Source organism: Halomonas sp. C10-5 (assembly GCF_057169305.1).
Window position 1 is genome coordinate 334,783 of sequence record NZ_CP175665.1, and the last position, 18,811, is coordinate 353,593.

Below are 18,811 nucleotides of genomic sequence, written 5' to 3' on the forward strand. Positions count from 1 at the left end.
GTCGGGTGAGGGCTAGGGTGTGTCTGCTGCATGCGCGAGCAGGGTGGCGATAACGTCATCATGGGTGGCGGCATCGAACTCACCGGGGCACAGGTCGGCCAGGCGGCCGGCCAGGTCGTCGCCGCTGTCCACCAGCAGGTCATCCGGTGCCTGGTCGGTCTCCACCTTCCAGCCGGGGAGGGTCAGCACGCCCATCACCGGCACCGTGCGGCCGGTACGCGAGCTCAGCCACTCGGCCATCCAGCGCGCCAGCTCGCGGGTCCTGGTCAGCGGCTTGCGCTCGCTCCAGCCAGGGAAGCGCAGCCGCGCCTTCTCCACCACCAGCCGGTCGAGCTCTTCCCCGGAAGGCGTGAAGGGGCGGGTGCGGGCACGGGTCTCCACCACGAAGACCCCACAGGGCGTGACCACCACGTGATCGATGCGCGTACCGGCCGCCGGCACATCGTGGAAGACGTAGAAGGGATGGGCCTCGGGGCGCACCAGGCGTTCCAGTTCCTGGCCCACCGCCAGCTCGCAGGCCAGCCCCAGCTTGAGCCGCCGGATGCGCTGGAAGTCGCGCATCAGGCGGAAGCTGTAGGCGAGCACCAGCAGGGTACTCAGTGCGCCGTAGAGGGCCCACTCCACCCAGTGCTGCTCTGCAGAGAAGATCATGCGACCCATGCCGTAGACCAGCGGCACCAGGGTGACCAGGGGACCCAGGGCGCCATTCAGATAGAGTCCGGCGAAGGCGTCGTCGAGGCGGTCGCGCAGGTGCTGGCCGGGTTCGCGCAGCGGCTGGGCGTTGAAGGGCGAGCGCACCCGGGCATCGTGCAGGTTGCGTAGCGCCACCACGATCACCCCCATGGCGGCGAGGGGAAACAGGAAGATCAGGGGGAGCAGGTATTCCAGCCAGGCCATCGGGATTCCTTGCCCATGCGCAGGGGGCGGCGAGAGGTGGCCCCATTCTAGACAACCCGCCCCCTCCGGGGCCATGCTCTGTTCGGCGCAGGCAGCGAGGCAACAGGATGACGGCAGTATCAGCAGCATCAGTGGTACGCGATGAAAGCGGGGCGGACCTGGAGGCGCTCGTCGAGTTCGCCGTGCGCCATCCGCGACTGGCGGTTCTCGGCGGTGCCGGGATCAGCACCGCCAGCGGCATTCCCGATTACCGTGACGATGCCGGCGAGTGGAAGCGCTCGCCGCCCATGCAGCATCGCCAGTTCATGGGCAGTCACGCTGCCCGGCAGCGCTACTGGGCGCGCGCCCTGGTGGGCTTTCGCACCCTGGGCGAGGCGCGCCCCAACGCGGCGCATCTTGCCCTGGCCAGGCTCGAGGCGCTGGGCCATGTGCGCGGGGTGATCACCCAGAACGTGGATGGCCTGCACCAGCGTGCCGGCTCGCGGCGAGTCATCGACCTGCACGGCCGCGCCGATCGGGTGCGCTGCATGGGCTGCGGCGCCAGTCGCATGCGCCATGCCCTGCATGCCGAACTCGAGGCGCTCAATCCGCGTTGGGCGACCACCGGTGCCGCCGCGGCGCCCGATGGCGACGCCGACCTGGAGGCTGACTTCTCCGCGTTCCGGGTACCCGACTGCTCGCGCTGCGGCGATGGTATCTGGAAACCCGACGTGGTGTTCTTCGGCGACAGCGTGCTGAGTGGCGTGGTCGAGCGCGCCTTCGCCCTGGTCGAGGAGTGTGATGCCCTGCTGGTGGTGGGCTCCTCGCTGATGGTCTATTCGGGCTTCCGCTTCGCGCGGGCCGCGGCCCGCGACGGCAAGCCCATCGCCTGCCTCAATCTGGGGCGTACCCGCGCCGACGCGCTCTATTCGCTCAAGGTGGCGGCACCGCTGGAGACCTCGCTGGGTGCGCTGGTCGAGCGGCTGGAGGCGCGCCTCAGCCGCCGGCCAGCTTGACCGTGTAGCCGCGAGACTCGAGTTCCGCCTTGAGCACCTCGCGGTGGTCGCCCTGGATCTCGATTACCCCCTCCTTGACGGCGCCGCCGGTGCCGCAACGCTTCTTCAGCGCCTTGGCCAGGCTCTTGAGCTCGGCTTCGGGCAGCGGCACGCCGTCGATGGTGGTCACCCCCTTGCCCTTGCGGCCACTGGTCTCCCGGCGGATGCGCACGATGCCGTCGAGCTCGGCGAGGCGCGCCTGCTCGGCCTGTTCGGCGCAGCGGCACTCGGCGACGGGCTGGCGACAGTCGGGGCAGGTTGCGCCGTGCTCGGTGGAGTAGACGAGGCCGCGCAGCTGGTCCTGGAGTGATGGCATGGAAAGGACTCCCGGAAAGGATGAAGAGAAGGTGCCGGGATGATAGCGGCTGTGGACGCCGCTTGCATGGGGGCGCGCCGACTCAGCGGGCCGCGGCGCGGGGCGAGAGATCTCGGGCGAGGCGGCTGACCACGGTGGGCAGCTGGAACATGCTGGTGATCATGATCGCGCCCTCCGGGGTCTGCTCGACGTCCGGGTAACGGTTGAGGTGGACCACCAGCATCCCGGCACCGAGGGCCGCCTTGACGCCGACCACCGAATCCTCGATGGCCAGGCAGTGCTGCGGGGGGTAGCCCATCTGCTGTGCCGCATGGGCGTAGAGGCAGGGGTCGGGCTTCCAGCAGTTGGCGGTGTAGGCACTGAACAGGTGATCGCCGAACAGGGTATCCAGGCCGGTGGCAACCAGCGAGGTACGGATCTTGTTCTCAGGACCGTTGGAGACCACGCCCATGGGAAAGGCGGACAGGGCCGCCAGCGCCTCTGTGGCGCCCTCGATAGGGGTGAGTTCGGTCGCCAGGCGCCGGTTGAGGTTGGCGCGCATGTTGCGTTCCAGCGGCTCCAGCGCCGCGGGATCGACGCGACCATGGCGACCCTCCAGCTCGGCAACGATGCGTCGGAAGCGCGCCCCGCGAAATTCGCCGACGTAGTCGGTGGCCTGGAACGGCAGGCCCACGGCATTGAGTGCGGTCGCCATCTCGTCGGCGAGCAGCGGCTCGCTGTCGACCAGGGTACCGTCACAGTCGAAGAGCAGGCAGAGGGGGCGTGGCATCACCAATCCTCGCGGGTTTGGTCAGGTTGCGTCATAGCTGTCTATCAGTGTAAGCCGAGATCGCGGACTTTGTGAACACTGTTTTCGAAGTCGGCATGGCGGAGGGCGTGTTTCAGGTGCGCATGTCGGTGGGCGTGCGTGTTGGCTGTGGTGGCTCTCGCATGCGAACGGGCGGCCCGCAGGCCGCCCGTTCGTCTCGAGGCAGGAAGGATCAGCGGACCTTGGGGTCCAGCTCACCGCTCGCGTAGCGCTCGAACATCGCCTCCAGGTTGATCGGCTTGATCTTCGAGGCGTTGCCGGCGGTACCGAAGGCCTCGTAGCGGTCGATGCACAGATCACGCATGGCGGAGACGGTCTCCTTGAGGAACTTGCGCGGGTCGAACTCGCTGGGGTTCTCGGCCAGGAAGCGGCGCACCGCACCGGTGGAGGCCAGGCGCAGGTCGGTGTCGATATTGACCTTGCGCACCCCGTGCTTGATGCCCTCGATGATCTCCTCGACGGGCACGCCGTAAGTCTCGGGGATCTCGCCGCCGTGGGCGTTGATCACCTCGAGCCACTCCTGGGGCACCGAGGAAGAGCCGTGCATCACCAGGTGGGTGTCGGGGATGCGGGCGTGGATCTCCTTGATGCGCTGGATGGAGAGGGTGTCGCCGGTGGGCGGCCGGGTGAACTTGTAGGCGCCATGGCTGGTACCGATGGCGATGGCCAGGGCGTCCACACCGGTGGCCTTGACGAAGTCGGCAGCCTCCTCGGGATCGGTGAGCAGCTGCTCCATGTCCAGCTTGCCCTCGGCACCGATGCCGTCTTCCTCACCGGCCATGCCGGTCTCCAGGCTGCCCAGGCAGCCCAGCTCGCCCTCCACGGAGACGCCGCAGGCGTGGGCCATCTCCACGGTGCGGCGGGTGACGTCGACGTTGTACTCGTAGCTGGTCGGGGTCTTGCCATCCTCGCCCAGCGAGCCGTCCATCATTACCGAGGAGAAGCCCAGCTGGATGGAGCGCTGGCACACCCCGGGGCTGGTGCCGTGGTCCTGGTGCATGACCACCGGGATATGCGGAAACTCCTCCACCGCGGCCAGGATCAGGTGGCGCAGGAAGGGGGCGCCGGCGTACTTGCGGGCACCGGCGGAGGCCTGGACGATCACCGGAGAGTCGGTGCGATCCGCGGCTTCCATGATGGCGCGCATCTGCTCGAGGTTGTTGACGTTGAAGGCCGGCACGCCGTAGCCATGCTCGGCGGCGTGGTCCAGCAGCTGGCGCATGCTGATCAGTGCCATGTTCTCACCTGTCGTTCGTGGTGGCGGCGGCGCCGTGTGGCGCCGCCGCGTGGAGAGTCGTGATCGGGATTTGTCTAGTCTATCAGGCCTGGGCCGCGGCGGCTTCCAGGGCGGCCACCGCCGGCAGGGTCTTGCCCTCGACGTACTCGAGGAAGGCACCGCCGCCGGTGGAGATGTAGGAGACCTGCTCGGCGATGCCGTACTTGTCGATGGCCGCCAGGGTGTCGCCGCCGCCGGCGATGGAGAAGGCCGGGCTCTCGGCGATGGCGCGGGCGATCACCTCGGTGCCGTGGCCGAACTGGTCGATCTCGAACACGCCCACCGGGCCGTTCCACAGGATGGTGCCGGCGTCCTTGAGCATGGCCGCCAGGCGCACGGCGCTCTCGGGGCCGATATCGAGGATCATCTCGTCATCAGCCACCTGGTCCACGGGCTTGATCACCGCCTCGGCGGACTCCGAGAACTCGGTGGCCACCACCACGTCGGAGGGGAGCGGGATCTCGACCTTCGCCATCAGCGCCTTCGCCTGGTCGATCAGGTCGGCTTCATGCAGCGACTTGCCGACGTTGTGGCCCGCCGCGGCGATGAAGGTGTTGGCGATGCCGCCGCCGACGATCAACTGGTCGCACTTCTCGGAGAGGGCGTTGAGCACCTCCAGCTTGGTGGAGACCTTGGAGCCGCCGACGATGGCCGCCATGGGACGCGCCGGGGTCGCCAGTGCCTTCTCCAGGGCGTCGAGCTCGGCGGCCAGCAGCGGGCCGGCGCAGGCCACGGGGGCGAAGCGCGCCACGCCGTGGGTGGAGGCCTGGGCGCGGTGGGCGGTGCCGAAGGCGTCCATCACGTAGATGTCGCAGAGCGCGGCATACTGCTTCGAGAGGGGCTCGTCGTCCTTCTTCTCGCCGCGGTTGAAGCGCACGTTCTCGAGCAGTACCACCTCGCCATCCTCGCTGGCGACCTCGCCCTCCAGGTACTCCTTGACCAGGCGCACCGGACGGCCCAGCAGCTCGCCGAGGTGCGCGGCGACCGGGGCCAGGGAGAACTCCTCGGCGGGTTCGCCCTCGGTGGGACGCCCCAGGTGGCTCATCAGCAGCACCCGGGCGCCGCCGTCCAGGGCGGCCTGGATGGAGGGCAGGGCCGCGCGCAGGCGGGCGTCGCTGGTCACCTTGCCGTGCTTGACGGGCACGTTGAGGTCCTCGCGGATCAGCACGCGCTTTCCGCTGAGGTCGAGGTCGGTCATCTTGCGCACGTTCATCGGGGCGTGTTCCTCATCTTGGGGAAACCGGAAGGGGATCAGGGGGTATCGAGGGGCATGGCGGCCAGGCGCCGGGCGACGTCGAGCATGCGGTTGGCGAAGCCCCACTCGTTGTCGAACCAGCACAGCAGCTTGATCAGGTGGCCGCCGGCCACCCGGGTCTGGGTGGCGTCCACGATACCGGAGCGCGGATCGTGGTTGAAGTCGACCGAGGCCATGGGTTCCTCGGTGTAGCCGAGCAGCCCGGACAGGCGTCCGCGGCTGGCCTCGGCGAGCAGGGCGTTGACCTCGGCGGCGCTGGTATCGCGGCGCACCGTGATGGCCAGGTCCATCACCGAGACGTTGATGGTCGGCACGCGCACGTGCAGGCACTCGAAGCGTCCGGCCAGGTGGGGCATCAGACGGTTGATGCCGCGCGCCAGGCCGGTATCCACCGGCACGATGGAGTGCATCGCCGAGCGGGTCAGGCGCAGGTCGGTCTGGTGGTAGGCGTCGATCACCGGCTGGTCGTTCATTGCCGAGTGGATGGTGGTGGTGACGCCGTGCTCGATGCCCAGCGCCTCGTCGAGCACGGTGAGTACCGGCACCAGGCAGTTGGTGGTGCAGGAGGCCGCCGAGACGATGCGCTGGGCTGGTGCCAGTTCGTGGTCGTTGATGCCGCTGACGATGGTGGCGTCGACATCAGCTTCCGCCGGCTGGGAGAACAGCAGGCGGCCGGCGCCGGCGGCCAGGTGGCGCTCGGCGGTGGCACGCTCCTTGAAGCTGCCGGAACACTCCAGCACCAGATCGATGCCGAGCTCCGCCCAGGGCAGGCGGTCGGGGTCGGGTTCGCTGAGCACGCGAATCGCCCGGCCATCGACCACCAGCTGGCCGTCGCGGGCACTCACCTCGCCGGGGAAGCGGCCATGGGTGGTGTCGTAGCGGGTCAGGTAGGCGATGGTGGCCAGGTCGGAGAGCTCGTTGATCGCCACGATCTCGAGGGCGGGTGAGTCCTTCTGCCGCTCGGCTCTTTGTTGCTCGATCAGGGCGCGCAGCACGCACTGGCCGATGCGGCCGTAACCGTTGATGGCGATGCGATGGGCCATGGCGCTGGGCGTCTCTTTTGCGGTCATCGAGGAGCGACGATTCTAGCGTATTTCAGCCGACGAGTCCCGGCAGGTGCCAGGCCAGCGGCATCAGCAGGGCGGTGAGGATGCCGGTGAGGCTCATGCCCAGCGAGGCGAAGGCACCGGCGGTGGGGCCGATCTCGAAGGCGCGCACCGTGCCCAGGGCGTGGCCATTGATGCCCAGTGCCAGGCCCAGCAGGCGCTCGTCGCGGATGTCGAGCCAGCGTGCCACCAGGCCGACGCAGCCGATGGCTGCCACGCCGGTGACCAGCAGGCCGCCCATCATCAGCGCCACCGAGCCCCCGAGCCGTTCGGTGATACCGATGGCAATGGGCGCGGTGACCGACTTGGGAGCCAGCGAGGCGAGGATCTCGGGTGGCGCGCCCAGCAGCCAGGCGATACCCACCGCGTAGAGGGCGGCCATGCCGGCGGCGATGGGCAGGCACAGCAGCAGCGGCCGCCATAGCGCACGGATACGCCCCATCTGCTGGTAGAGCGGCAGGCCCAGCGCCACCGTGGCCGGACCCAGCAACAGCATCAGCCAGCCCGCCCCCGTGTGGTAGTCGGCGTAGTCGATGCCGAGCAGCCACAGCGCGGCAGCCAGCAGCAGGGCAGCGACCAGGATTGGTGGGCACCAGGCGGGGGCCCGGACGGCACGGAACAGGCGCTCGCCGGCGAAGTAGGCGGCCAGGGTCAGCGCCACGGCGGCGAGGGGATTGGCCATCAGGTGCGTGATCAGCTCACTCATGGGTCGCCTCCCGGGTGCCTGCATCGTCATCGCCGACCAGTCGGCGCATCAGCCACAGGGTGGTGAAGACACTCAGCAGGGTACCCAGCAGCAGGGCGGCGAGGATCGCCACCAGCTGCCCGGCCAGTTCGTCGAGCATGAAGAAGATGCCTACCACCCCGGGCATGATCAGCAGCGCCAGGGCGGCGATCAGCGGTCGTGCCGCGGCGGCGATATCGTCGAAGCCGCCACTATGGAGAACAAGCCAGGCGGTGAGCAGCAGCATGCCGGCAACGCCGGCGGAGACCGGCAGGCCGGTGAGGGTCACCAGGGCATCGCCGATCATCAGGAAGCCGATCAGCCAGAGGAAACCGCGCAATGCCGGCATGGAGTGTCCTTGTGTGAAGAGGTGTCGTGAAGCGGGTGGAAGGGCGCGTCAGGGCCCTTGAAAAGCGTCGAAGCGCTCCTATTGTGCAGATTACCGGGGCGATGTCAGCCGTGATCGGCAATCTCCCCGCCCACCACAGAACTCAATCTGCGTAGGAGGTGTTCGTGATGTTCGGAGATCTCAGGCGTTTCGATACCGGCCGCCCCCAGGGACTGGAGTGGTTTCGGCAACTGGTGGACGAGATGCTGCCCGAGGCCGGTGCCACGGATATCCGCTCGGTTCCGCGCGGCAGCTTTCCATTGATCAATGTCGGCCGCACCGACGATGCGGTGCGGGTCTATGTCTTCGCACCCGGGCTTGGCGCCGAGGAGCTGGAGGTCAGCCTGCAGGACAACGTGCTTACCGTTGCCGGGCGGCGTGCGGCGCCGGAGGAGGATGAGGGGCGCACGCGCTTCCGCCAGGAACGCTTCCATGGTGACTTCCGGCGTGCGGTGGCGCTGCCCGAGGGGCTCGATATCGACCGCGCCGAGGCCCGCTTCCGCGACGGCGTGTGCGAGATCGTGCTGCCCAAGCGCGAGGAGCTCAAGCCACGCCGCATCGAGGTCAAGGCGGCATGAGCCCGGCGGCGTGTCGTCAGGCAACAACAGGCAAGTGCAGAGGAGGTGAATGAGATGAACGAAATCACCCGTCAGGATGCCGGTGCCTCCCGGCCCACCGAGCAGGCGCACCGGGAAGAGACCCTGCTGCCGGCGGTGGATATCCATGAGCAGAACGATGCCGTGCATATCGTCGCCGACATGCCCGGCGTGACCCGCGAGTCGCTGGTCATTGAGGTCGACAATGGCGTGCTTAGCCTGGAGGGCGAGGTGCAGATCGCCATGCCCGAGGGGTTGAGCCCGCTGTATGCCGAGGTGCGTGCCCAGCGCTATGCGCGGCGCTTCACCCTCAGCCACGAGATCGACAGTGAGGCGATCGCTGCGCGCATCGACAACGGCGTGGTCCACCTGACACTGCCGCGGCGCGATACGCACCGCAAGCGCCGCATCGAGGTGCAGGCAGCCTGAGGGCAGCCTGTCTGGGGGCTTTTCAACGAGAAGGGGGCGCAGCCAGCCGGCTGCGCCCCCTTTCTGGTATAGCCTGCGGCTGGCTCTGTCCCCGCTTGAGGTGGCCCTGTCCTCCCGAGGCGACATCTTGCAAGGCCTGGGCGACGCTGGGTAGGGTCTTTCGCTACGCCAGGATGGGCGTGTCGCAACCGCCAAGGAGAGGAAGACCATGACTGATATTGCCAAGCTGCTGGGCGAGCAGGCCGAGTCCCTGCTGACCCACGAGTGCCGGGGCGTGCCCCGGGAGCAACTCCACCTGCCCGGGCCCGACTTCGTCGACCGGGTGGTGGCCGATAGCGACCGCAGCCCCGCGGTGATGCGCAGCCTGCAGGCACTGCTCGACCATGGCCGCCTGGGCGGCTCGGGCTATCTCAGCCTGCTGCCGGTGGACCAGGGCATCGAGCACTCCGCGGGGGCCTCCTTCGCCCCCAACCCCCTCTACTTCGACCCGGCCAACATCGTCGAGCTGGCCATCGAGGGGGGCTGCAACGGCGTCGCCTCGACGCTGGGCGTGCTCTCCTCGGTGGCGCGCCGCTACGCCCACCGCATCCCCATGATGCTCAAGCTCAACCACAACGAGACCCTGAGCCATCCGGCGATCCATGACCAGACGCTGTTCGCCCAGGTGGAGCAGGCCTTCGACATGGGCTGCGTGGCGCTGGGGGCGACCATCTACTTCGGCTCCCACGAGAGCCGTCGCCAGATCATGGAGATCAGCGAGGCCTTCGAGCGCGCCCACCAGCTGGGCATGGCCACGGTGCTGTGGGCCTACCTGCGCAACCCCGCCTTCAAGCACGAGGGCACCGACTACCACCTGGCGGCCGACCTCACCGGGCAGGCCAACCATCTGGCGGCCACCCTCAACGCCGACATCGTCAAGCAGAAACTGCCCGAGACCAACGGCGGCTACCGCACCGTCGGCTTCGGCCACACCCACGACCGTGTCTACGACACCCTGGCCACCGACCACCCCATCGACCTGGCCCGCTACCAGGTGGCCTGCTGCTACATGGGGCGTGCCGGGCTGATCAACTCCGGCGGCGGCGCCAAGGGCGCCTCCGACCTTGGCGAGGCGGTGCGCACCGCGGTGATCAACAAGCGTGCCGGCGGCATGGGCCTGATCTCGGGCCGCAAGGCCTTCCAGAAGCCCATGGCGGAAGGCGTCGAGTTGCTCAACGCCATCCAGGACGTCTACCTGTCGCCGGAGGTCACCGTCGCCTGAGGCGTTGATCGTGCAAACCACACGGAAAAGGGCACGACCGTGAGGTCGTGCCCTTTCTGCTTGTGCGCCAGGCATGGCGCGCAGCGCCTGACTGGCGCTGTTTCCAAGGGTGGTGCCTTGGAATGACTTGGGGGTGAAAGTCCCCTGCACGCCCGGCAAGGGGAAGTGCTAGCTGACGGCAAGGGTGTCTCCCGTGAGGGGGAATCCGAAGGCAGCCCGAAGCAAAACGCTGGCCTGACGAACAGGAAGCGGATACGAGGCGGCATGGCGGGGTGAGGTGGCAAGCATCACCAAAGCCCGGTACTTGCACGGAACGCCATGACGTAGATCCGACAGGCATAAGCGGGAAGGTCGCGCGTCTTACCCTGGGAGGTCTGGTGGTCTGCCACGGTGCTACCGGCGTCGAGAGGCGACGGGATGGGCCACCAGACGTCAGCAGAGGCCATAGTAAGTGCCGGTTCACCGCGGCACCAAGGGCCGAACATGAAGAACCGCGAGTAGGCGATGACGTCTCGAGGATCGATCATGAAGACAGAAAGTGGCGCTGATACCGCCCCCCACCCAGAGGGGCAGGGGCGGAACCCCGCGTCCCAGCCGGTGGGCGTCGAGACGATCCCGGCGTCGTCATCGTGGACGAAAGCGGAGCCCGCCCCGCTTATGGAGGCCGTGGTAGAAAAGGCCAACATGGCGCGGGCTTACCGAAGGGTGGTCGCCAACAAAGGGGCGCCGGGTGCCGATGGCATGACGGCGGACCAGTTGGCCGACCACTTGAAGGAATGCTGGCCAACGCTGCGCGAGCGGCTGCTGGCCGGTGAGTACCACCCCAGCCCGATCCGAGCCGTCGAGATTCCCAAGCCCAAGGGCGGAACGCGACAGCTTGGCATCCCCACGGTCACCGACCGGCTGATCCAGCAGGCGCTGCTTCAGGTACTGACGCCGATCTTCGATCCGGGCTTTTCCGAATCGAGCTACGGTTATCGTCCCAAGCGCAGCGCCCAGCAGGCTGTCGCGGCGATGAAGGCCCATGTGGCGGCCGGCCACCGCTGGGTGGTCGACCTCGACCTGAAAGCCTTCTTCGACCGGGTGAACCATGACCTGCTGATGGCGCGGATCGCGCGTCGCGTCCGTGACAAGCGGGTGCTGCGCCTGATCCGCCGCTATCTGGAAGCCGGGATGTTCCAGGACGGTCTGGCTGCGCCACGCCAGCAGGGAACGCCTCAGGGTGGGCCGCTGAGTCCGCTGTTGGCGAATATTCTGCTGGATGACGTGGACAAGGAGCTGGAACGTCGCGGCCACCGCTTCTGTCGCTACGCCGACGACGTTCAGGTATACGTCAGGAGTCGGCGGGCGGGAGAGCGCGTCATGGCCAGCTTGAGTGATTTTCTCGAGAGCTCGCTCAGGCTGACGGTCAATGGCGACAAGAGTGCGGTGGACCGCCCCTGGAACCGGGGGTACCTGGGCTACACGCTGACCCGACACAAGCTGCCGAAGCTGACGCTGGCCAAGGCCAGCCTGCAGCGCCTGATGCAGCGTGTCCGCGAGATCCTCAAGCGCGGCAGGGGGCGCAACATACGGCGAGTCATTGAAGAGCTGGTCCCAGTCCTGCGGGGCTGGGCCAACTACTTCTCCCTCGTTGACGTGAAGCGCCCGCTGGAAGCACTGGATGGTTGGATACGTCGCCGGCTGCGTTGCGTGATCTGGCGGCAATGGAAACGCCCGCGGACCCGGCGTCACAAGCTCCTGGCGCTGGGTCTGGACGACCAGCGGGCGTGGAAGTCAGCGGGAAACGGGCGAGGCCCCTGGTGGAATGCCGGTGCCTCGCACATGAATCAGGCCTTGCCACGGAAATGGTTCGAGCAGCAGGGTCTGATCTCGGTACTCGATACGGTCAAGAGGGCTTAGTCGTTCTTCGTGAACCGCCGTGGTACGGAACCGTATGCCCGTATATGGAGTCCTCCCCGTTTGCAAGCATGGGCACGATGGACGGTAGGTACGACTGCACACGTATATCCGGTCTTTCTAATGATACCAACGGCATCGGACCCTGATGGGCTATCCGCACGCCAGCTCCCAATCGGTGGTACGAGCAACTCGCTCTTAGGCATATAGGGGTTTGCTGACGTCGGTTCGACCTGTGCGCCATCTGCAGCATGCTCAGCAATCGTGATGGTGGGTTATCTCACTGTAAATCAAGTAAATTGAATGGGTTGGTGTTACGCCACATGCGCCGCCAACTCAGGGTCATAGTCACTGTCGTGACGTGTGATCGCCCAGGCGATGCGCGCCGTCTTGTTGGCCAGCGCGATGACCGCCACGTTGGCATGCTTGCGCTCAGCCAGTTGTCTGACCCAGTGGCTGAGGTTGTCCTCCTTGCCCTTGCTGTAACGCAGCACGGCGCGCGCCATGCGTCAGCAGGGTTCGTAGGTAGCTATCGCCGCGCTTGCTGATGCCCAGCAGGCGGTCGCGTCCTCCCGTGCTGTGTTGCCGGGGTGTCAGACCCAGCGAGGCGGCAAAATCGCGCCCGCGCTTGAAGGCCTGGGCGTCGCCCAGGGCGCCGGCCAACGCGCTGGCGGTCAAGATGCCGACGCCACGCAGGGCCATCAACCGCTTGGCGACAGGGTCTGTCTGGGCGTGGCGCTCGATGCGTTCTGTCACCGCGACGATTCGGTCATCAAGGTGGCGCAGATCCTCGGCGAGCCCCGCCAACAGGGCACGGAAGTCATCGGTCAAACCGTTCTCGGCGTCCTCCAGCCAGCCTGGCAGGGCCGCGCGCAGCTGGCCGATGCCGGTGGGCGCCACCAGCCCGTACTCGCCGATCAGGCCACGAATCTGGTTGGCCTTGGCGGTACGTTGCTGAACCAGTTCACTGCGGATGCGATGCGCCGCCTGCACGTCCTGCTGGGCGACCGTCTTGACGGCCACGAAGCGCATGTGGGGGCGGCCCATGGCCTCGCAGATCGCCTCGGCATCCACGCGATCGTTCTTGTTGCTCTTGACGTAGGGTTTGACAAACTGGGCGGCGATCAGCTTGGCGCGATAGCCACGCGCCTGCAGCGCACGCGCCCAATGGTGGGACGACGCGCAGGCTTCCATGCCGATCTCGGCGCCTGCCGGGACACGGTTGACGATGGCCTCCAGCCACTTGTCACGCTTGTATTTGCCGCGCCATTGAACCTGATCATGACGATCGACGCCGTGGACATGGAAGACAGACTTGGCAATGTCGACACCAACGCGGGTAATGTTCATGGGATGCGCTCCTCAGCCGGTGGCCTTACCCTCTCAGTGTGGCGCATTGGCGCCGAGGGTGGGTGGGGAGGACTCCATCCCATTGGTGGTGTGGGAGGGCGCCGGGGGTGACCCCGGCCCCTACCCGATCCGGGGTGGAGGCGACGTCAGCCCAGCAGTTCGGTGGCCTGCTTGACCACGTTCTCGACGGTGAAGCCAAAGTGCTTGAACAGGTCGCCCGCCGGGGCGGATTCGCCATAGCTGCGCATGCCGATGACGCGGCCGTCGAGGCCCACGTACTTGAACCAGAAGTCGGCGTGGGCGGCCTCGATGGCGATGCGCTTGGTCACGGCTTTCGGCAGCACGCTCTCGCGGTACTCGGCGTCCTGGCCGTCGAAGCGGTAGGTGGAGGGCATGGAGACCACGCGCACGGCGCGGCCCTGGGACTCGAGCTCGGCGGCGGCGTCCATGGCCAGGCCCACCTCGGAGCCGGTGGCGATCAGGATCAGCTCCGGGGTGCCCTCGCTGTCCTTCAGCACGTAGCCACCGCGCTGGATATTGGCCAGCTGCTGCTTGGTGCGCGCCTGGTGGGGCAGGCCCTGGCGGGAGAACACCAGCGCCGTGGGGCCGGAGTTGCGCTTCAGCGCGGCATCCCAGGCGGCGGCGGTCTCGGTGGCGTCGCAGGGGCGCCAGGTGGCCAGGTTGGGAGTAGTGCGCAGGTTGGTGAGCTGCTCGATCGGCTGGTGCGTGGGGCCATCCTCACCCAGGCCGATGGAGTCGTGGGTGAACACGTAGATGGCGCGCTTGCCCATCAGCGCCGCCATGCGCACCGCGTTGCGCATGTACTCCATGAAGATCAGGAAGGTGGCGCCGTAGGGGATGAAGCCACCGTGCAGGGCGATGCCGTTCATGATCGCGGCCATGCCGAACTCGCGCACCCCGTAGTGCAGGTAGTTGCCGTCCGGCGTCTGCGGGGTGATCGCCCTGGCGCCGTCCCAGAAGGTCAGGTTGGAGGGTGCCAGGTCGGCGCTGCCTCCGAGCAGTTCGGGAAGTTGCGGGCCCAGCTCGTTGAGGCAGTTGAGCGAGGCCTTGCGGGAAGCGATGGACTCGCCCTGTTCCTGGGCGCGCTGCACCATGGCCTCGCTGGTGAATTCGGCGGGCAGCTTGCACTCCATGCGGCGGGCGAACTCGCGGGCCAGTTCCGGGTGGGCCTCGGCGTAGCGCTCGAAGCGGGCCTGCCACGCCTCCTGCTGGGTCTGGCCGGCTTCGCTGGCGTCCCAGCCGCGATAGATCTCCTCGGGCACATGGAAGGGCGCGTGGGGCCAGTCAAGCTGCTTGCGCGCGGCGGCGACCTCGTCATCGCCCAGCGCGGCGCCGTGGCACTCCTCCTTACCCTGCTTGTTGGGGGCGCCGAAGCCGATGATGGTCTTGCAGATGATCAGGCTGGGCCTGTCGTCCTGGCTGCGAGCCATCTCGATGGCGGCGCGGATCTCCTCGGGCTTGTGGCCGTCGACATTGGGCACCACGTGCCAGCCGTAGGCCTCGAAGCGCTTGGCGGTATCGTCGGTGAACCAGCCCTCGACCTCGCCGTCGATGGAGATGCCGTTGTCGTCATAGAAGGCGATCAACTTGCCGAGCTGCTGGGTGCCGGCCAGGGAGCAGGCCTCGTGGGAGATGCCCTCCATCAGGCAGCCGTCGCCCACGAACACATAGGTGTGGTGGTCGACGATGGCGTGACCGGGACGGTTGAACTGGGCCGCCAGGGTCTTCTCGGCGAGTGCCATGCCCACGGCGTTGGCCAGGCCCTGGCCCAGCGGGCCGGTGGTGGTCTCGATACCCGGCGCATAGCCGTACTCGGGGTGGCCGGCGGTCTTGGCGTGGAGCTGGCGGAAGTTCTGCAGCTCCTCCAGGCCGAGCTCGTAGCCGGTCAGGTGCAGCAGGGAGTAGAGCAGCATCGAGCCGTGGCCGTTGGAGAGCACGAAGCGGTCACGATCGGCCCATTTGGGGTCGGCCGGGTTGTGCTTGAGATAATCGTTCCACAGCACCTCGGCGATGTCGGCCATGCCCATGGGCGCGCCGGGGTGGCCGGAGTTGGCCTTCTGGACGGCATCCATGGAAAGGGCGCGAATGGCATTGGCCAGTTCGAATCGGGACGGCATGGGCTAGCTCCTCGCCTGCGGCATGATTATGCGTGCGACCCACGCCGGGAGGCGGCGGGGACGGGCTGTCTGGCTGGATCGGGTGCCGCGCGGGACGGGCGCGACACGGTCGAAGTCGGTGGCGTATTGTCGCCGACTTGACGTCGCGCTTCAAATCGTGGATGCCGGGCGCAGGCCCAGCGTGTAGACTCTTGGCCCCGATATGAGGGCCGCCGCGGCCTGTTTTTGTGACATGTTGTGACATCCGTGACATCACGGTCGAGGACGCCATGAGCGAATACTCCCTGTTTACCTCCGAATCCGTCTCCGAGGGGCATCCGGACAAGATCGCCGACCAGATCTCCGATGCCGTGCTCGACGCCATCATCGCCCGCGACAAGCAGGCCCGGGTGGCCTGCGAGACCCTGGTCAAGACCGGCGTGGCGATCGTCGCCGGCGAGATCACCACCTCCGCCTGGGTCGACCTCGAGGCCATCGTGCGCGAGGTGATCACCGGCATCGGCTACACCTCCTCGGACGTCGGCTTCGACGGCCAGACCTGTGGCGTGCTCAACCTGATCGGCAAGCAGAGCGTGGATATCGCCCAGGGCGTCGACCGCAGCAAGCCCGAGGACCAGGGGGCCGGCGACCAGGGGCTGATGTTCGGTTACGCCACCAATGAGACCGACAGCTACATGCCGGCGCCGATCCACTACGCTCACCGCCTGGTGGAGCGCCAGGCGGAACTGCGCAAGCACGGCCTGCTGCCCTGGCTGCGTCCGGATGCCAAGAGCCAGCTTACCTTCCGCTACGACGCCGCGGGCAGGCCCTGTGCGGTGGATGCCATCGTGCTCTCCACCCAGCACGACCCGGGCATCGACCAGCAGGAACTGCGCAAGATGGTCAAGCGCGAGATCATCGAGCAGGTGATTCCCGCCGAGTGGCTCTCCGCCGAGACCAAGTACCATATCAACCCGACCGGCAAGTTCGTGATCGGTGGCCCGGTGGGCGACTGCGGCCTGACCGGCCGCAAGATCATCGTCGATACCTACGGCGGCACGGCTCGCCACGGTGGCGGCGCCTTCTCCGGCAAGGACCCCTCCAAGGTCGATCGCAGCGCCGCCTACGCCGGCCGTTACGTGGCCAAGAACATCGTCGCCGCCGGTCTCGCCGACAAGTGCGAGATTCAGGTCTCCTACGCCATCGGCGTGGCCGAGCCGACTTCCGTCTCGGTCAACACCTTCGGCACCGGCAAGGTGGATGATGCTCGGATCATCGAGCTGGTGCGCGAGCACTTCGACCTGCGGCCCAATGCCATCACCCGCATGCTCGACCTGCTGCACCCCATGTACCGGCTGACCGCGGCCTACGGGCACTTCGGTCGCGAGCCCTTCGAGACCTCCTATACCTGGACCGACACCCAGGGCCAGGAGCATACCGAGACCTTCACCGCCTTCCCCTGGGAGAAGACCGACCGCGCCCACGCCCTGCGTCAGGCATCCGGTCTCTAGGACATACCAGGTCATGTAAGCCCAGGCTTACAGGGAATGACGGGCCCCGCCGGCAGCGCCGCGCGGGGCCCGATGCTAGGGTGAGGGTAACCCTCGTCCTCGGTGCCGCCCATGCGCCTGAATCGTCTGCTGCGTCCCCTGCGATGGGGCGGGCTGCTGATCCTCCTGGCCACGCTGGTCGCCGCCGCCCCCTGTCCGACTCCGCCTTCACACGTGGCGGTCGAGGCCCTGGTGGCGCGCCTGGCCGAATGGGACGAGGCCTACTACCGGCGCGGTCAGTCTGCGGTAAGCGACGACGTCTACGATCAGGCCCGAGCACGCCTCGAGGCTTGGCGGCGCTGCTTCCCCGAGCAGGTGCCCACGGCGGTGTCGCCGGGCTACCCGGCCGGCGAGGCGCGCCATCCGGTCCCCCAGACGGGGCTCGCCAAGCTAGCGGACGTCGAGGCGGTGGCACGCTGGCTGGTGCGCCGCCGCGATGCCTGGATCCAGCCCAAGGTGGACGGGGTGGCGGTGACCCTGGCCTATCGTCGCGGTGAACTGGTGGCGGCCATCAGCCGCGGCGACGGCGAGCGGGGGCAGGACTGGACCCGTCGGGTGAGGCGTCTGCCAGCGGTGCCGGCTCGTCTGCCCGAACCGCGGGATGCCGTGCTGCAGGGCGAGCTCTACCTGCGTCGCGTCGATCATGTCCAGGCCGAGGTCGGCGACGGTGGGGCGCGTGCCGAGGTGAGCGGCCTGCTGGCCCGCGATCGCCTGGATGACGCCGAGGCGGCGCGTGTCGGGCTCTTCGTCTGGGACTGGCCCGACGGCCCGAATGACATGGACGAGCGCCTGGCGGGGCTCGCGGCGCTGGGCTTCGTGGATACGCTGGCCTATACCCATCCGGTGGTTGACCTCGCCGCGGCTAGGCGTTGGCGCCGGGCCTGGTTCCAGGGCCCGCTGCCCTTCGCCACCGACGGGGTGCTGCTGCGCCAGGCCTCGCGCGCGCCCGCCGCTGTCTGGCGGGCGGAGCCACCCGACTGGGCGGTGGCCTGGAAGCATCCGCCCCGGGAGGTGCTGGCCGAGGTGCGCGGGGTGGAGTTTCGTATCGGCCGCACCGGTCGAATCACCCCGCTGCTCCATCTGCACCCGGTGACTCTGGAGGGGCGCACCATCCGTCGGGTCGGTGTGGGGTCGCTCTCCCGCTGGCGCGAGCTGGATATCCATGCCGGCGACCACGTCATCATCGCCCTGGCCGGATTGACCATTCCCCGCCTCGAGGCGGTGGCCTGGCGCGGCGCCGAGCGTCGACCGCCGCGCCTGCCGGACCCCGAGGCATATCACGCACTGAGTTGCCTGCGCGCCTCGCCGGGGTGCGAGGCGCAGTTCCTGGAGCGCCTGGCCTGGCTGTCGGGCCCCGAGGCGCTGGACCTCGCCGGCGTCGGCCCGGGCACCTGGGAGGCGTTGGTGGAGGCCGGCCTGATCGAGGAACTGCTCGACTGGCTGACCCTGGATCAACGCGCTCTCCGCCGCGCCCACGGTATCGGCGAGGTGCGTGCGGGCAGGCTGATGGCCACCTTCGCGGCGACCAGGGAGTCAGCCTTCGCTCGCTGGCTGCAGGCGCTGGGCGCGCCGCCCGGGGTGGAGGCCGGCCTGCCGGCCGACTGGAAAACCCTGGCCGGGCATGGAGTCGACGACTGGGCGGCCCTGCCCGGGGTGGGGCCGGGGCGCGCCGAGGGACTGACCGAGTTCTTCGCCCACCCCGAGGTGCGGCGCCAGGCCGAACGGCTTGCCGGGCTCGGGGTGGCCGGCTTCGGGCGTTGATTGTCGCCGGCTCGGCTCCCTGCCTATAGTGAGGGGCATGCCCT

The 18,811-nt window shown here is 68.0% G+C and carries 16 protein-coding genes and 1 pseudogene; 7 read left to right on the plus strand and 10 right to left on the minus strand.

Features of this window, described 5'->3' with window-relative positions; translation table 11 throughout:
• Nucleotides 1–12: 12 nt before the first annotated feature.
• Nucleotides 13–897, minus strand: coding sequence for a nuclease-related domain-containing protein (locus tag ACJ7IV_RS01570; protein ID WP_483865501.1), 885 nt, complete (start codon nt 895–897; stop codon nt 13–15).
• A gap of 107 nt (nt 898–1,004) precedes the next feature.
• Here ACJ7IV_RS01570 and ACJ7IV_RS01575 point away from each other — a divergent pair, with 107 nt between their 5' ends.
• Nucleotides 1,005–1,892 (plus strand): NAD-dependent protein deacetylase, encoded by an 888-nt coding sequence (locus ACJ7IV_RS01575; RefSeq protein ID WP_483865502.1) that lies wholly within the window; start codon nt 1,005–1,007, stop codon nt 1,890–1,892.
• Here the strand turns inward: ACJ7IV_RS01575 and ACJ7IV_RS01580 are convergent.
• From ACJ7IV_RS01580 to ACJ7IV_RS01610, 7 genes are all read right to left on the minus strand, one after another.
• Entirely contained in the window at nt 1,873–2,247 is a 375-nt protein-coding gene (locus ACJ7IV_RS01580) for a translation initiation factor Sui1 (RefSeq protein WP_483865503.1), read from the minus strand. The genes ACJ7IV_RS01575 and ACJ7IV_RS01580 overlap by 20 nt on opposite strands.
• An 82-nt stretch (nt 2,248–2,329) precedes the next feature.
• Entirely contained in the window at nt 2,330–3,016 is a 687-nt protein-coding gene (locus ACJ7IV_RS01585; protein ID WP_483865504.1) for an HAD-IA family hydrolase, read from the minus strand.
• Nucleotides 3,017–3,227: 211 nt separating this feature from the next.
• Nucleotides 3,228–4,292: a class II fructose-bisphosphate aldolase gene (fba, locus tag ACJ7IV_RS01590; protein WP_232913013.1), complete on the minus strand. Its 1,065-nt coding sequence runs from the start codon at nt 4,290–4,292 to the stop codon at nt 3,228–3,230.
• Nucleotides 4,293–4,374: 82 nt separating this feature from the next.
• The gene (locus tag ACJ7IV_RS01595) at nt 4,375–5,544 is read right to left on the minus strand and encodes a phosphoglycerate kinase (RefSeq protein WP_483865505.1); all 1,170 of its coding nucleotides are present in this window, start codon (nt 5,542–5,544) and stop codon (nt 4,375–4,377) included.
• 38 nt (nt 5,545–5,582) lie between these two features.
• Nucleotides 5,583–6,629 carry a type I glyceraldehyde-3-phosphate dehydrogenase gene (locus tag ACJ7IV_RS01600; RefSeq protein ID WP_483865506.1) on the minus strand — a complete coding sequence of 349 codons (1,047 nt, stop codon included), beginning with the start codon at nt 6,627–6,629 and terminating at the stop codon, nt 5,583–5,585.
• A gap of 52 nt (nt 6,630–6,681) precedes the next feature.
• Nucleotides 6,682–7,398, minus strand: coding sequence for an LrgB family protein (locus ACJ7IV_RS01605; RefSeq protein WP_483865507.1), 717 nt, complete (start codon nt 7,396–7,398; stop codon nt 6,682–6,684).
• Nucleotides 7,391–7,765 (minus strand): CidA/LrgA family protein, encoded by a 375-nt coding sequence (locus tag ACJ7IV_RS01610; RefSeq protein ID WP_483865508.1) that lies wholly within the window; start codon nt 7,763–7,765, stop codon nt 7,391–7,393. The genes ACJ7IV_RS01605 and ACJ7IV_RS01610 overlap by 8 nt, the downstream gene beginning before the upstream one ends.
• 167 nt (nt 7,766–7,932) lie before the next feature.
• Here ACJ7IV_RS01610 and ACJ7IV_RS01615 point away from each other — a divergent pair, with 167 nt between their 5' ends.
• From ACJ7IV_RS01615 to ltrA, 4 genes are all read left to right on the plus strand, one after another.
• On the plus strand, nt 7,933–8,382 hold the full coding sequence (locus tag ACJ7IV_RS01615) for an Hsp20/alpha crystallin family protein (protein WP_483865509.1): 450 nt from the start codon (nt 7,933–7,935) through the stop codon (nt 8,380–8,382).
• Between the two features lie 54 nt (nt 8,383–8,436).
• Nucleotides 8,437–8,829: an Hsp20/alpha crystallin family protein gene (locus tag ACJ7IV_RS01620; protein WP_483865510.1), complete on the plus strand. Its 393-nt coding sequence runs from the start codon at nt 8,437–8,439 to the stop codon at nt 8,827–8,829.
• Nucleotides 8,830–9,037: 208 nt separating this feature from the next.
• Nucleotides 9,038–10,090, plus strand: a complete 1,053-nt coding sequence (locus ACJ7IV_RS01625; RefSeq protein ID WP_483865511.1) for a class I fructose-bisphosphate aldolase — start codon at nt 9,038–9,040, stop codon at nt 10,088–10,090.
• Between the two features lie 525 nt (nt 10,091–10,615).
• Nucleotides 10,616–11,992, plus strand: coding sequence for a group II intron reverse transcriptase/maturase (ltrA, locus tag ACJ7IV_RS01630; RefSeq protein ID WP_483865512.1), 1,377 nt, complete (start codon nt 10,616–10,618; stop codon nt 11,990–11,992).
• Nucleotides 11,993–12,303: 311 nt separating this feature from the next.
• Here the strand turns inward: ltrA and ACJ7IV_RS01635 are convergent.
• Nucleotides 12,304–13,339: pseudogene (locus ACJ7IV_RS01635) on the minus strand (IS110 family RNA-guided transposase).
• A 146-nt stretch (nt 13,340–13,485) separates the two neighbouring features.
• Nucleotides 13,486–15,477, minus strand: a complete 1,992-nt coding sequence (gene tkt / locus ACJ7IV_RS01640; RefSeq protein WP_483865513.1) for a transketolase — start codon at nt 15,475–15,477, stop codon at nt 13,486–13,488.
• 269 nt (nt 15,478–15,746) lie between these two features.
• Here tkt and metK point away from each other — a divergent pair, with 269 nt between their 5' ends.
• Together metK and ligB are read left to right on the plus strand one after the other, a co-directional pair.
• Entirely contained in the window at nt 15,747–16,967 is a 1,221-nt protein-coding gene (gene metK, locus ACJ7IV_RS01645) for a methionine adenosyltransferase (RefSeq protein ID WP_483865514.1), read from the plus strand.
• 111 nt (nt 16,968–17,078) lie between these two features.
• Nucleotides 17,079–18,767 (plus strand): NAD-dependent DNA ligase LigB, encoded by a 1,689-nt coding sequence (gene ligB / locus ACJ7IV_RS01650; protein WP_483865515.1) that lies wholly within the window; start codon nt 17,079–17,081, stop codon nt 18,765–18,767.
• Nucleotides 18,768–18,811: the final 44 nt, after the last annotated feature.